At 37.7% G+C, this 15588-nt stretch carries 9 protein-coding genes; 2 read left to right on the top strand and 7 right to left on the bottom strand.

The features are described 5' to 3' along the window. Together J7338_RS14250 and fdxA are read right to left on the bottom strand one after the other, a co-directional pair. Positions 1 to 2226 (bottom strand): carbohydrate binding family 9 domain-containing protein, encoded by a 2226-nt coding sequence (locus J7338_RS14250; RefSeq protein WP_210797674.1) that lies wholly within the window; start codon positions 2224 to 2226, stop codon positions 1 to 3. A 133-nt stretch (positions 2227 to 2359) separates the two neighbouring features. After that, positions 2360 to 2683, bottom strand: coding sequence for a ferredoxin FdxA (fdxA, locus tag J7338_RS14245; protein WP_145235999.1), 324 nt, complete (start codon positions 2681 to 2683; stop codon positions 2360 to 2362). Between the two features lie 165 nt (positions 2684 to 2848). Here fdxA and J7338_RS14240 point away from each other — a divergent pair, with 165 nt between their 5' ends. Then, the gene (locus J7338_RS14240; protein WP_210797673.1) at positions 2849 to 4459 is read left to right on the top strand and encodes an NAD(P)/FAD-dependent oxidoreductase; all 1611 of its coding nucleotides are present in this window, start codon (positions 2849 to 2851) and stop codon (positions 4457 to 4459) included. 72 nt (positions 4460 to 4531) lie between these two features. Here the strand turns inward: J7338_RS14240 and J7338_RS14235 are convergent, their stop codons facing one another. Then, the gene (locus J7338_RS14235) at positions 4532 to 5833 is read right to left on the bottom strand and encodes a DEAD/DEAH box helicase (protein WP_210797672.1); all 1302 of its coding nucleotides are present in this window, start codon (positions 5831 to 5833) and stop codon (positions 4532 to 4534) included. Between the two features lie 197 nt (positions 5834 to 6030). Then, a complete protein-coding gene (dapA, locus tag J7338_RS14230; protein ID WP_210797671.1) occupies positions 6031 to 6951 on the bottom strand; it encodes a 4-hydroxy-tetrahydrodipicolinate synthase in 921 nt (306 codons plus the stop codon). Positions 6952 to 7120: 169 nt separating this feature from the next. Between dapA and J7338_RS14225 the strand changes: the two genes are divergently transcribed. Continuing rightward, complete coding sequence (locus J7338_RS14225; protein ID WP_145236013.1) at positions 7121 to 7774, top strand: DUF6058 family natural product biosynthesis protein; 654 nt, start codon at positions 7121 to 7123, stop codon at positions 7772 to 7774. Between the two features lie 490 nt (positions 7775 to 8264). On the opposite strand, the gene J7338_RS14220 is transcribed toward J7338_RS14225, so the two are convergent. From J7338_RS14220 to J7338_RS14210, 3 genes are all read right to left on the bottom strand, one after another. After that, positions 8265 to 12560 (bottom strand): serine protease, encoded by a 4296-nt coding sequence (locus J7338_RS14220; RefSeq protein ID WP_210797670.1) that lies wholly within the window; start codon positions 12558 to 12560, stop codon positions 8265 to 8267. A 4-nt stretch (positions 12561 to 12564) separates the two neighbouring features. Further along, entirely contained in the window at positions 12565 to 13728 is a 1164-nt protein-coding gene (locus J7338_RS14215; RefSeq protein WP_210797669.1) for an MBL fold metallo-hydrolase, read from the bottom strand. 629 nt (positions 13729 to 14357) lie between these two features. Then, a complete protein-coding gene (locus J7338_RS14210) occupies positions 14358 to 15527 on the bottom strand; it encodes a TIR domain-containing protein (protein WP_210797668.1) in 1170 nt (389 codons plus the stop codon). Between the last annotated feature and the right edge of the window lie 61 nt (positions 15528 to 15588).

The raw sequence follows: 15588 nt of genomic DNA, 5'->3' as shown, positions 1-15588 counted from the left end.
TTAAAGCTGCCATGCATAACTTAATTTAGTAAAGAAAGTACGTTGATCGCGTTCTATACTTTTTAATGAGTCATCTTGATAGCCTTTATCTGAATAACCCAAATAAAATAATGTTTGTGCATTAATTTTATATGAGTAAACAAGCTGGCTGCCATAATCTCGGTTGATGTGATTTACAGCATAGTAATAAGCATTTTGATTTCTGTCGATATCTTCAAACTGTAAAATCAGTTTCAGCATCGAGCGCATATTAAATTTATAGTAAATTCGTAAATCGGTTAGATTCGCTGTAAATACATTGTCACCTTGTGGGTTATCTAAACGGCTATAACTGTGTTCAAGCTGTAGTTGCCAATGATCATTGATGTCCCAGGTAAGTTCTGGCTCTAGGGTAAATAAATCACCTAACTGCTCATTACTGTAATCTATTTTACTACCAAACTCACTATAGAGCGTAATACGTAAATCTTTGCTTGGGTTAAAACCACCATAGATAAAGCCGATATTTTGATTATAGAAATCATCTTTATAGCTCTCATTACGATGGATCAAACCAAACTCTAAGGATGACTGTAATTGGCCTTTTAAAAAAATATACCCTTCGTACTCTTCTTCAAGCACGCTACCATCTTGCGCCCAGGTTTTGTCCCAATCAACATTATAAGAATATTCGGTTATCATCTCATTTGCGTCTAAGTACCAAGTTTGCCCGCCGCCTAGTAACGCTTTTTTATAATCCACTTTTTCTTGATAGCCAACATCGGTACGATAATCCTCACCAATATCTTCGTAACTGGCAAGTAGCTTATAATCCCTTTTCTCGCGAGAAAACTCGAGCTTATAAGCTTGATCAGATTGATTTTTCTCCAAGCCATAGTTATCAGTTAAAAAGGCGGAGTTTTTAGTATCAGAGCTAGCAACTTGATACAACACACTATCTGTTTGATTAAACCAATAACTACCATCTACAGACAGTACGGTATTGTGATAGTCATTCGCTTCACGGTGGGTACTCATCACCCCTATAGTGCCCTGCTCGCCAATGTCGTATTGATACCGGCCAACCGCTGACTTTGATTTTTCAGCTAAATTAGCAAAGCCAGAACCTTGGTTAGTCGGTAAAAAAAGACTGGTATTTTCATCATCCGCATACATAAAGGCATAACTATGTGCATCTGTTTTACCTGTTATTTTGGCGCCAATTTCAGGCTCGGCAATTGTACGAGTATATAAAAGCTCAAATAAACTGCTTTTGAAATACGATGCACCATCTAAAAAGAACGGACGTTTCTCAGCATAATAAATAGAGTATGTCGTATTGACATCCAACTCTAAACTATCTGTTTCTACTTGCGAAAAATCTGGGTTAATGGTGGCATTGATAACCGCATCTTGGCTAATACCCCAACGTAAATCGAGTCCAGCTTCAGTCTCAATATCACCATTTTGCCAGTCCCCTGGTACAGCCTCTTTTACATCATTGCGAAGAGCAGTCAAGGTCGGTGTTAATTGAATATTTTTGCTCGGCTCCATGGCATTAAAGCCAGTTATTTTATCAAACTGGCAAAAACTGCATTTCACGTCGCGGTCAAAACCTACATTGGATAATTGATATAAAACATCTCGAGGATAATTACGCCACAGCGCAAATCCCCATGTCATATCGGCTTTATTTTTAGGAAACCTTAATGCTGTAAATGGTATACGCATTTCAACCACATAACCTTGCTCAGTTATTTGCCCTGCACTGTCCCAAATCGCATCCCACGATGAGTCTTCACTCCAGCCATCGGTATCGGTCATGCGCATATCACCCTGTGCACCGAGTGGGTTTACGTAGAACTCATAACCTGTTCGCTCATCGTTAAAAGTATCAATCATCAATGCGATATTATCATCCGACCATAATGTATCGCGATCTCGAAGTGATGCACGTATTTGACCGGGATCATTATCATAAGCAACAAAACCAAGATATAAATAGTTGCCATCTTCATATATATAAGCGTCTGTTTTTACAGGTGGTGTGCCTTTTTCGTTGGGTTCATTTTGATAGCGTAAAGGAATTAAAGTGGCTTGTTGCCAGTGCGGTTCGCTCAACTGCCCATCAAGCTCAATACCTTGCTCAATATGCGCTAAACTAAAATTTTGTTGCGCAGCGTGTGCAAACGTACTACATAAAGCAAAAACCCAGACAGGTAACGTTATTAATTTTATATACTGCATAAACATCCATTTAATACTCAGTTACTCGGATGAGTAAGTTAAGTAGCAACTGTAACTCACGCAGGTACATTTGTTAATAGTTTAATTGCAAAAATGTTATTTTAATTAACTAATCAAGAAAAAAGCTGAGATTTTAGGTCTCAATTAACTTTAATTTATCGGCCACACCATTCCAGGTATCGGCATCTTCAGGGGCTGGTTTTACATCAGTGATACGCGGCCAAATAAGAGCAAGTTCGGCATTCAGTTCGGTGAATTCTTGTTGCGAATCAGGTAATTCATCTTCTTGATAAATTGCTTCAGCGGGGCATTCTGGAACACATAAACCACAATCAATACAATCAATCGGACTGATCGCCAAGAAATTAGGGCCTTCATAAAACGCATCTGCTGGACACACTGCTACACAGTCAGTGTATTTACACTTTATACAGTTTTCAGTGACTACAAATGCCATTTTAACGTTTGCCTAACATATCTTAATACAGCTGGAGATCATACCCAACCACAGCCAAAATACAATAAATAATCGCTGCCATCGAGGCTTAAATTAACGTAAAATAGCTCGCTATTGTGAGCAACTCGCGTCAGCGACTGCTAAGACACCTAACAGAGACTAAATATGATACGTTTAACAGAAATTAAGCTGCCACTTGATCATGGCGAAGATGCCATAAAGCAAGCAATTATAACTAAACTTGGCATTGATAACAGCCAACTCCATAGCTTTAATGTCTTTAAACGTGGTTACGATGCCCGTAAAAAAACCGCCATTTTACTTATTTATACCCTCGACATTGAGGTTGATAATGAAGCGCAATTATTAATTCAGTTTGCTAAAGACCAACATGTAAAACCAGCCCCTGACACCAGCTATAAATTTGTTGCTCAAGCACCAGCTACGATTCAAGAACGTCCTGTGGTAATAGGCTTTGGCCCTTGTGGACTGTTTGCTGGTTTAATACTGGCGCAAATGGGGTTTAAACCCATTATTTTAGAACGTGGTAAAGAAGTACGTGAACGTACCAAAGACACTTTCGGTTTTTGGCGAAAACGTACTCTAAATACCGAGTCAAACGTGCAATTTGGTGAAGGCGGCGCAGGAACATTCTCTGACGGAAAACTTTATAGCCAAGTTAAAGATCCAAACCATTATGGTCGTAAAGTGATCACTGAATTTGTAGCTGCGGGCGCACCAGAAGAAATTATGTATGTCAGCAAACCGCACATTGGTACTTTTAAGCTGGTGACTATGATTGAAAAAATGCGTGCAAGTATTGAAGCGCTCGGCGGTGAAATTCGTTTTAGCACCCGCGTTAATGACATCCTACTTGATGATGGCCAAGTAACAGGACTGAAATTATCCACCGGTGAACAACTTGATACCCGTCATGTTGTGCTTGCGGTAGGTCACAGCGCACGTGATACATTTAAAATGGTACACGATAAAGGGATTTACGTTGAAGCAAAACCGTTTTCAGTTGGTTTTAGAATTGAGCACAAACAATCTATGATCGATGAATGCCGTTTTGGTAATAATGCTGGTAACCCGATCCTTGGCTCTGCAGATTACAAACTGGTTCACCATTGTCACAGCGGCCGTACTGTTTACAGTTTTTGTATGTGCCCAGGCGGTACTGTGGTTGCAGCAACCTCTGAAGAAGGTCGCGTGGTAACGAATGGCATGAGTCAATATTCTCGCAGCGAACGCAACGCTAACAGTGCCATTGTTGTGGGGATTTCTCCTGAAGAAGATTTCCCAGGTCACCCATTAGCTGGTATTGATCTGCAGCGAAAACTAGAAGAGCAAGCCTTTGAACTAGGTGGTAGTAATTACGATGCACCAGCACAGTTAATTGGCGATTTCTTAAAAGGTAAAGATTCAAGTGACTTAGGCGATGTAAAGCCTTCATACACACCAGGTATCAAACTTACTGATCTAGCAAACGTATTACCTAACTATGCAATTGATGCCATTCGTGAAGCAATTCCTGCATTTAATAAGCAAATTCGTGGTTTTTCATCAAACGATGGCTTATTAACGGGCGTTGAAACCCGTACTTCATCACCAATTTGCATTAAACGTGATAAAAGCATGCAAAGTATTAATACTCTAGGTTTATACCCTGCAGGTGAAGGCGCGGGTTATGCAGGTGGTATTTTATCCGCAGGTATTGATGGTATAAAAGCCGCTGAAGCATTAGCGTTATCTATGCTTGAGAAAAATAGCTAAGTATTTTTTCACTGTTCACAAAAAAGCCTCATTTATTGAGGCTTTTTGGTATTAATAACTTAACTTATACCATTACTTCTTTAACGAAAGTTTGGCACCTTTTAAGGTTTTACGTACGTTTGAGATACGTGAACGGTTTTTAGCTCGTGCTTCACCAGTTGCTTGACCTGATGGTTTATTTGAATGGCTACGACGTAAATGCGACGGTTTTTTGCCAATTTTATCAATCAATACTTCACGGTTACTTACTTCATAACCAGGTAAATATTCACGCTGAATTTTTTGACCAATTAAGGTTTCAATTTCAAACAACATGTTTTCTTCTTCGCGGCTAACAAATGAGATTGCTTGGCCTTGTTTACCGGCACGACCTGTACGACCAATACGGTGTACGTAATCTTCAGCAAGCCATGGTAAGTCAATATTAATTACACGTGGTAAATCATCAATATCAATCCCGCGAGCGGCAACTTCTGTAGCCACGAGTACGCGTACTTTACCCGCTTTAAAATCACTTAATGCACGACGACGATTACCTTGGGTTTTATCACCATGGCACACAGCAGCCGGGATACCATCTAAGTTTAATTCTTTAACTAGCTCATCAGCGGTTTCTTTCATGTTGACGAACACTAACACTTGCTGCCAGTTTTTCTTACCGATCAATTCAGAAAGTAGCTCTTGTTTACGGCGCTCTTCAACTGGATAAACCACGTGATGAACGGTTGCAGCAGTGCTGTTGGTTTGATCAACACGGACAATTTCAGCTTGCTTGAGTACTTTGCTAGCAAACTGTTTAATTGCCGCTGGGAATGTTGCAGAGAACAACAAAATTTGGCGATCTTCAGCACAGCCATTGATCACGGTTTGCATATCACCAATAAAGCCCATATCAAGCATACGGTCAGCTTCATCGAGCACCAGATGTTGTACGTCAGCAAGGCTTAGATTACCTAAACGAATATGATCCAGTAAACGACCCGGTGTTGCGACTACGATATCGACACCCGCTTTTAAGCCATTAGCTTGACCTACCGTACTAACACCGCCAAATAAACTCACAGTTTTAAGCTTGGTGTACTTCGCAAAATCAGTAAAATTATTTGCAATTTGCTCTGCAAGCTCACGGGTTGGTGCTAGCACTACGGCACGTGGTGCATTAGTTTTTGTGTATTCAACTTCAGATAATTTTTGAATAATTGGTAAAGCAAAAGCAGCTGTCTTACCGGTGCCTGTTTGGGCACTGGCTAAAACATCTTTGCCTTTACGTACTGCTGGAATAGCATTACGTTGAATGGGCGTAAGGGTGTGATAGTTAAGTTCATCTAACGCCTGAAGAAGTTCAGGGGCAAAACTAAAAGATTTAAAATTCATGCTGTATAACCTGCGGCCACATTATCAAGGGTCGCAAATTATACAGTAATTTAAGGCAAACAGTTAGTTTTTAAATATATAAACCAACTAGAATTACCTTTTCTCTTCTACAGCCATTTTTGTGTTTGACCTTTTCAAAGCATACTTTGCTAAGCAATAACAACAATGGTTGGCGATCTTTTAAAGCCCAAACTAAATTATGGCAGAATAATTGTATTGTCTAAATTTAATGGTGTGGCTTTAGAGCCACCTACAACAGCAACATCATCAAGTTGATTGATCAACGTAACCCCTTGCGCTTGCTGCAGCTCATTTAATGGCACATACGGCAGTCTAAATACAGGCTTGACTGCACCTGTCATCATCAAGGCAGTATTAATCGCGATAGGATTTGGCTCGCAGAATAACCAATTCATTAATGGCTGTAACGAGCTGTTTAACTCATCATTTTTTGTATCCATTAATTGGCGATACAAGCCTGGGATTAAATTAGAGGTTACCGAGATCACCCCATGCGCTTTATAAGTATGGCGAGCATCATGTGCTTCATCGTCATTACCTGACCAACACGCAATGCCTTGTTGCTCGTAATGATTAATACGCTCATTCCCATCACACTCTTTAACACCAATAAAGTTTTCATGCTCTGCTAAGGGCTCAATAATATCAGGGGTTAAATCTTGTCCTGTACGCCCTGCTACGTTGTAAATAAAAGCAGGACCAATTGCCAGCACTCGTTTGAAGTGTTCAAGCACACCGGCAATCGATGTGCGGCCATAATAAGGGTTAATTTGTAGTGCTGCGTCCATACCGCTGGCAAAGCCATACTCTGTCGCTTTAACGGCTTCGCGGGTATTGTTACTGCCAGTGTTACCAACAATCACCAACTGTTCTGAATACTTATTAACGCTGTGCGCAATCAGCATTAAATGCTCTTCCCAGTTCATTAACTGGCCTTCACCTGTAGTACCACCAACCACAATACCGTCGACACCTGCGGAAATTTGTTGTTCAACTAAAAAATCATAGGTGGCTAAGTCAATTTCACCACTGGCTAAATAAGGCGTTTTAATAGCTGTGATGAGGCTTGCTTGTTTAATTTGTTCTAGGGTGCGCATAAAAAATTAATCTTAAAAAAACTTGCTGTAGTTGTAACATAAAAACAGACATTTTCCGAGTCTTGCATAGCTAATTAATTAAATTACTTGTGTTGTTAAGGAGCTTAGTCCAAAATAAAAGCTGTATAAATAAACAGTATATTTATTTTCTAACCTTGAGTGCACTTTTATGCGTTTATCACGATTTTTAGCAACCCATTTTTATCACAGCGAAGAGCTTTGTCATGCCTTAGCAATCGATGAAGATACTCTTGCAATTTGGCAACAAAACGGGTTATTTCCAAAACCCAGTTACTGTATTAAAAATCAGCTTAGTTGTAGCTCTTACTCTGGTTTATATGAATGCGAAGAATACGACGACTTCTATCCAAGAGGATGCGTTAACTGGGGACAAGGCTTAGCCAAGCAAAAAATTGATTCATCCAGTCAAGCCTTCAACTACTTTGCACAGCAATACAGTGCAAGTTTAACGAAGTTAGCTCAACAAGGATTTGAATTTAACGAAGAGCTATTTGGTTGTGAATTAGAAGAGCACCTGCAACAAGTGTGGCAACAATTTTTATGCAGTAAATACGGGGTGCTAACTCAAAATGGCTTAATTGAAGAAATCGCCGCCGTTGATATTGGTCGCTTAGTTGTAGATGATATAACCGAATTACGCACAAAGCCAAACCTCACACAAGCAGAGCGAAGCAAATTACACCCTGCTTTAAAACTATTAAATCGCGCGCTTAGTCATGGTGCCGAACACGAAAAACAACATACCCTTCGTGCCCGTTATATTGATGCACTGGTGCTTAAATATGATTTGTCGGTTAAGTAAAGAAGAAAAGGTGCGAGGTTTTAGGTTTTAGGTTTTAGGAAAAACAATAGTGCTGTATCACAGTTTTGCATAAATGTAACCGCAATATAATGATTTTTAAGAGTAGTGTAACCAAACTTACTGAATGAGTACTTTGAGCGCGAGGCAGATGGCCACTCTAGCGCGTTTTTGGACATTTATGAGTTAGCAAAAGGCGAACTATTTGGTTCGCCTTTTTAGTATTAGACTAGCTAGATTGTCACAGATTTCATTCCCAATTATCGCTTATCTAACTTTCGTACTTTAATGAATTTTGTGAATCTACCAATAGTTCAGTCATTTTTTCCTGCCCAACTTTAATAGAGTTTGTGACTCAAACCCTATTTAATTTAAGAAACTCGTATTCTGGGATCTTTATTCGACAAAATTAGTCTGGTTCATCAGACATTGTTTTCAGAAAATCTTCAAAATCAAATTCAGGGGTAATTCGTTTACTTCCCTCTACGGATTTCTACCCCGGATATTTTAAGTTAACAGTAAAACTACCCTCAACTGAGTTACCACATAGATAGTAAACCCCTGAAATATCGATCCAATTGTTGACTGGCCATGAACCCAAAGTTTGCTTTTCACCGAGCACCGTCCACAAAATTTTTAAACCATTCTTATTTAAAAATTCTTCCAAAAGGTTACGATTTACCAGCAGCTCAGATTTTTCTTCACCAAATACATGAGGATCAAAGCAAGCTAGTTGACCTCTATCATTAAACCAACAACTTGGTATTTCTGACGCACATAACCCCATACCGTCAAACATTTCAATCCGTGGAGCTAAAAACGAAGTGCTATCTTCATCCTCCCATCGGTGTTCTTCAGCAGTAGGCAAAACATCGGCAATAATCTCTTCATTTCTATGGTCAAGTCGATTTTTCCCTATAGGTTGCCAACGAGTTTCTTCAGTATCTTCGTCTCTATCGTGATATGCGGGAGACCAATAGTGTTCTTTACTAAATATAGAATAATTTTCACTACTTTCTGGCATCCATCGCCCCATGAAATCTTGATCTTTTAACCATTCTTTTAGGTTTTCATATTCAGATTCTTTAACTAAATAACTTCTAACTTGATACCACAAACTTTTTTTATCACTAGTATCACGGTCAACACCTAATCGTTCTGGTTCAGACCAAGAAAAGTCACCTTCTAATGATAAAAATTCACCATTTAAAATCATCTCTTTTGGGTCTAGTAAACCATTCTCAGAAGTAAGCCAGCCCTGTTCTTCATCATCCCAATGTTCATAAGAAACATGATTGATTTGAGCAGGAAGTTCAGTTCTGATAGTTCTTTGAGGTGAGAACGTTGGATCAATGTTCCTCAAATAGTTTTGCCATGGACCTTGAAAGTAACCAACTTCATTCCCATCCCAATCTGTTAATTGAGCATTGTCAGCAACGCGAGCTACAACTTCATATAGTGCTAACCATTGATATTTCTTCCCGATGCGCTCAACTTTGTTTTCAAATCTATCCCCACTACCAGCATAACGATCAAATTGACCATGCATATCAACATTGTATCCAAATTTTTCAAAGATAAGCTTACATGCGTAATTGCTTAAAAGGTTAGGGTCTAAATTCTTCCATGATCTCAATGCATATTGAAATGTATATCTACCAAAATCACCATAACTACTCATTCCTCGTCTATACTGAGTAACCATCGAGCTTAATATTCTATTTTGAGAGCCATATATTTGTTTAAATCCCTTACCATCCCAATCAAATTTATATGAATCAATTTCTTCATTGCTAGGGTAATTATCCGGAAGGGTACTGTTATATGGGGGACGAATAATTTCAGGATCAGTTAATTCAATTTTTTCCTTGTATAGCGCGTATTCCACAATATTTCGAGCATAGTCCCTAACCAAAACATTTGGGTAAACCTCTTCTTTAAGGAAAATATGTTCAACAATATAATGCGCTAAGTTAGATAGCTCATTTAATTGAACTGTATTCAATGTTGCGCCATAGACTGCGGCTAAGATTCTTTCATAAACATATAGATCATTTATTAATTCAAACTTTCTTAATAATTCGCCCCCAATGTGGAGCTTGTTTATCAAAATATTTGAAAGTGCTTTGGTAGCTTTATTTCTCAATTCAAGAGTGGTAGAAGTTAATAGCCAAGATACTGAGATGGATACCAGTAACGCAGACTCATCAGATAAAGTTTTGTGTATATCAGATTGAAGAAGCCATTCGAGCATTTTGTCAATCGAACCTTCAGGTTCATATACGTATCGCAAATGTATAGTCCACTCTGCATCTCGATCAGCCAGTGGCATACCAACTAAAAAGTTGTGCAACTTGTTAGCATTGTATGGGTGCTTCACATCACCAGCTACCGTATACATAAACTCTAAAAAGCTATGAAACGAATCTTCATACTGAAGTACAGTGTTATTAATATAATCATTACAGTTGCTTTTTATCGTGTCCAAATCTCGCCATATCAAACTATTAATAAATGCATCAATAATTGTTTGTTCTTCATGGTCTACAAGTTCAAAAAGATCTTTGCCGTGTAACTCTGGTAGGAGTATCGATAGAGCCTCAATGACACCTTGGTATCTATATTCATTTTGGATTAGATAAAATAGCTCCCCACCTACTTTAAATATCTTACTTATATTTTTTGAAGTAATAATTGTTCGAGCTATAAGGTCTGCCAAGAAATGATCATCGAGTCTTTCATAAGCGAAATATATTCCTTCTTCATCATCTCCGCCATCAAGCCAATAGAGGTTTTTAGATAGCAACCCTTCATGGACTAAGTCTTCTATAATCCCTCTCTTGCTTGTGTATCTTTCTACAACATTATTCGCAATATCACATGCATCATCGTATGGAATATAGCTCAAGTCATTCTCTTGTTTGTGTTTAATTAGACCATTTACTATTTTTCGACATACCTTTGCCGAACTATCGTAATCATAATATTTCGAGCCACCTAACTTCATATCGATATTATCAATGAAGTAATTCATCACACTTGAAATACCACCATATCCTTCTGGCACTTCATGTAATCCCCTTTTGCATAGCCCTTCACAAAACAGTTTTAAAAATAAGGGGTTGGAAAAATCTGCTTTTAGATAAGGAATCTTTGGCAAATTAATCTCATAGTAATGGAAAAATACTTTGATAGCTTCATACTCGCGACCAACAAACCCTCTATGAGTAGCAGTTTTCAAATGAGTATTCTCATCAAATTTCGCAGGTATCAACTTTGGAAAATAAGTATCTCTAACAGAGACAATCAAACTAATCCATGGATAGTTTTCAAAGTCATTTACAAAAGATATAAAGTGCTCAGCCCAGAAGAACTTACCTCTTCCTTCATTGATAGCATCAATGCAAAAAAGCACCCTTTGTCCCCTTTCTTCACCTATCTCGTTTAAGGCTTCAAGAAATTGATTTTCAGTGCAGTCCAACCTTAAAATATCCGATAAGATCTGGGTCCAAGGGGATTTATCTGTTGTAAAGTGCTGACCTAGCAACAAAATAGCAGGAACGTCTTTTCCTTGTTGAGCTGCAACAGCATCTGCTAACAAGTGAGACTTCCCAGTTCCAGCCTTTCCTTTTAGAAGCAAATAAGGTTTGTTGGCAAGTAAAATATTACTGTCAGGATTATCTAAAAAAGCAATGAACCTTGCTGAGGCTGTTTTGGCATCCGCTATTTTCTCATCAGCAGCCGCATTATCTAGATACAGTCTTGCTAAGCTATCTACTAACTTACTGACATTCTTTGCTTTGTTGACTAATTCTACGAAATCAAAAGCAACACCTATGTTTTCGCTAAAGTTTTCAAAGTGCTTTTGTATCGACTGTTTGATTATAGTTATTTCATTAATTAGGTTTAACTGCGTTGAATGTTCACTCGATGTCTTTTCAAAAGGAGAAAATGAAGAAAAGTTACCAATTAAGCTATTAACTGATAACAAGTATCTATGAAATTCAGCCCTCGCTTCCTCACAAAACCCTTCATTTTTAAGTAAAGCATCTATTTTTTGGGTTACACCAAGCTTAACATTAACTTCAGGCGTATACCGTACCCCTAAATCTCGAATTGCTCTATTTATGTGGCGTTCAAACCATTGAGGTGAGAGAACTTTACGTAAAGGATTTAATTGAGAGGAGTTCTTCTCTATAATTTCAATACCTTCTGAAATCAATAAATCTCTAAAATGCTTTACTGATAGTGCTGTTAACTCTTTTGACTCTCCATTTTCTAACAATTCTTGGTTAATGATTCCAGCTATGGTGTTATTAATAACCAGCGGTGAACCAGAGTAGCCCGCATATGTAGATAACTTTTTAGAATGTTCTAACTCAATATCAACTTTATTATTTCTTAAAGAACTTAGTTGTTGATTAACAACGTTGTTATCACCTAATAAAATATTATCTCCAGAAACCCCTTTTGCAGAAGGAAAGCCTCTTGAAATCCAGTTAGTTCCAGATTTAATTTCCTTATAATCGGTAAAGCTTAATTCCTGAGGAATATTCACAGTCTCTTCAAAGACCAATAGTGCAACATCCAGTTTTTTGTAGTGTTCGTTTATTTGGTCACTGACTTTTGCCTTAACTTGGAGTCCTGAATTGTTAGTACAAATAATTTCATTATCTTCGGCTTCGGTGACATTATGGTACGCAGTCAAGGCTCTGTTAATACTTACAAAAAAAGCTGTGCCACTTTTAGTTCCGCACTCAACTTTAATTACTAATTCTCTTAAATCCATTTGATTACTCAACTATAATTTGATTTGTTGTTTTGAAACTTACGTTTTGACTTTGCTTGGCTATTGACGCTCTAAAAGTTTCAAGTTTATCGTGAGGGTAATTTGTAATAATTTCCGCCCTCATGCCGCTATCTACTACTTTTGCAATAGCACCTAAGTCTGGATGAAAATGTCTACCGTTTGTGGAAATTAAAAATCGTTTTGATGAAATTAAACCTAATAGTCTTTTGGAGATATTATTATTACTTCCGTGATGAGAAACTTTTACAAGCTCGAAATCCAATTCGTACCCATTGGCGTTCAACCTAGATAGTTCTTCATATACGTTATCTTCATGCGCATCGCCTAAAAATAATAATTTATGTTCCTTATGTTCGATGATAAATGCAATCGATGAGCCGTTAGTCGCAGAATTATCCTTACCAACCAGATTAACTAATTCTCCAAAATTAAGTTGTTGATCATTTTTAGATATATCTTGAACACTTGAGTGAAGCTCTGGCATTTTCATATATTGCTCAAATGCATCATCGAATAGCTCATCATCATTCATAGTAAAGTCGTATTTTTCTGATTCTAATTTTGACTTCCAACTTTGAGCTAGTTTTTCAAGCTTGTTTACATCTGGAGAAATGAGCCTAATTGCTACATCATCGGCTATTTTTACCACTTCATTTTGTTTAATTACTGCGTTGCTACCTAATTTTATATTCCATGGATAATTGTACCCATACAACAGGCCAGCTAATGTTACCCCTTCCTCAATGCTTACATTTTGTAATCCAACCTGTTCAGTTCTAAGGTTATTTTGAGAACAAATTTGTTTTAAAGTCGTTATCTCGTCATGTTCCAAGGCTTTAGCGTTTTTAGAGAACTGCAAGTGCCTATATGAGTTATGCCAAATTTCCTTAACTTCTATAATCTCGCTGTTCCCTGCATTTTCTTTAACAAATTTAATAGCTCCTTCGATATGATCGTTATCGACATGGGTCACCACTAACAAATCAATACTAGAGCCACGATGCTTTAGAGCTGTTAAATCTGGTTTAATAAAGTCGGTATAAGTCTTTCCTAGACCCATATCGATAATTATATTAGTGCTTTCATTATTAAAACTGACAAGAAAAGCATCTCCCTGACAAGCGGGATACATTTTTATTTTTATCATCTACAATTTTCCGCTTTAGTTTATTTTTGACTACAACTATATCGCGCTAATTTATTCTTTGGGCTCTTCTAAAATAAATTTTAGTCTCTGCAAGTAATTTCAAAATCGACATGATAGTGCTCATCATGCCTTACCAATAAACGCTTCTTTGAAAACTGAGTGTTCTCTTTTTTTGTTCATAAGAGTGAATTTACCCCCTGAAGATTGGAAGAGTGTAAACACAGGTTCAGTGATTAAATTAAATTCCAGTCTAACAAATAAAACTCGAAAAATGGAAATGAAATTCGCGCCTTAAACGTCTCAATTGCCAATTAATTAACCAATCACAATAATGTTTTTTTCCACTGTAGTGTCGTGTTTATGTTATTAATAATGGAAAAAAGCACGATTGAGAATCATAAGCCTCCAACTCATTGAAGATGACTGTAGTGGATTAACAAAATTGGGTAGGCGGTTAGATAGGAAAAAGTATGTCAAATTACTAGGTTTGAAATAAACTTCAATGTCACCCTAGCTTACTTTGGGGCATAAACGAGTTAGTACCACCGTCCCCTCATGGCACTGAGCCCAAATTCGGCAAAGAGCGAGGAACGGACATTCACTTTAGCTTGTTTTTGGACAGAAACAGTTTAGATTAAAATTTCTTGTGGGTTGTAACCACAATCTTTCAATTCCTTATAAACTTGTAACTTCCATGCACCTGAAGGGTCAAAATCAGTATAAACCACGCCACTAATATCATTTGGAATCTCAATATCTCCTTGAACAAGCGCACATACGTTATTTCTTCCCAACTTAGCCATTAAATATCCGTGTTCAAAAACTACGTTTTGTCTTGCTCTCTGTCTCGGCGGAACTTTTGGTTCATGCGCCCCCCGACCAAAATCGCAAGCAGTATATAAAATCAAAGCGAATTGTGTCACCGAAGCATAATGCTCTATCTTTTCAATAATGGTTTTGCCGCCACTTACCTGTTCATGGAGAATTATTGCTTCCAACCCTAAGCTTTCAATATACCTAGAAACTTCATACTTGATAGCATCGTTTCGGCCATGAACTATAAATACTTTCTTCAACTCCCTTTTATTTGGCAAAGAGTTTTCAAATGGTTTGTCACTCGATGATTTTCCAAATTCTATTGAGTTAAATGCGTCAGAAAATTCTTCATCTACAAACGAGCGCCTTTCTGCATAAGTAGAATATTTCGGCTGTATAAACCCCCATAATGACTTTAATGTTCGATATTTCTTTAGCCAACTAGGAGTCAAATCAAATAGCTCTTTGTTCGCTAGAATAATCTTGCGCACATCAGAAAATTCTTTTTCATCAACTGTTTCACCTGTTAAGTAACCTGTTATCAAATTTACGAGTTGATTAAGCTTCTCTACAAGATTTATTTTTTGCTCGTTACCGAATGAAAGAGCTGGGGTGCTATTTGTAATATTCTGACGCCAATTAGTATCATTGATGGCTATAGGTGTTATTTTCGAATTTATCCAATGTCCACTGTCTGGCACAAACGGCTCTATAACTTTATCTATAAACTTTTCTATAACTTGACGCTCTTCGTCATCTATAGAAATATATTCTGGGTACGGTAACGCGATAACCAATTTCCAAACTGAAGTGCCACCATTCCATCCATCATACGAATCAAACTCAATCGATGTATTCGATTTGGCAAAAAACGTCGCAAACTTATTATTTCCCTTGTTTACTAGGGCGTGTCCAATAGAAGCCAAAACATGCTCTAAATCTTCGAACAGTTCACCTTCCAATCCCTTGTCTTCATTATTCATACGTATCGACTGATAAAGTTATTTACTATTATCGCAATGTAACACACGACATTTAATTATT

This window comes from Pseudoalteromonas ostreae (assembly GCF_018069805.1).
Taxonomy (GTDB): Bacteria; Pseudomonadota; Gammaproteobacteria; order Enterobacterales; family Alteromonadaceae; genus Pseudoalteromonas; species Pseudoalteromonas ostreae.
This window is presented reverse-complemented; position numbering and strand designations above follow the sequence as displayed.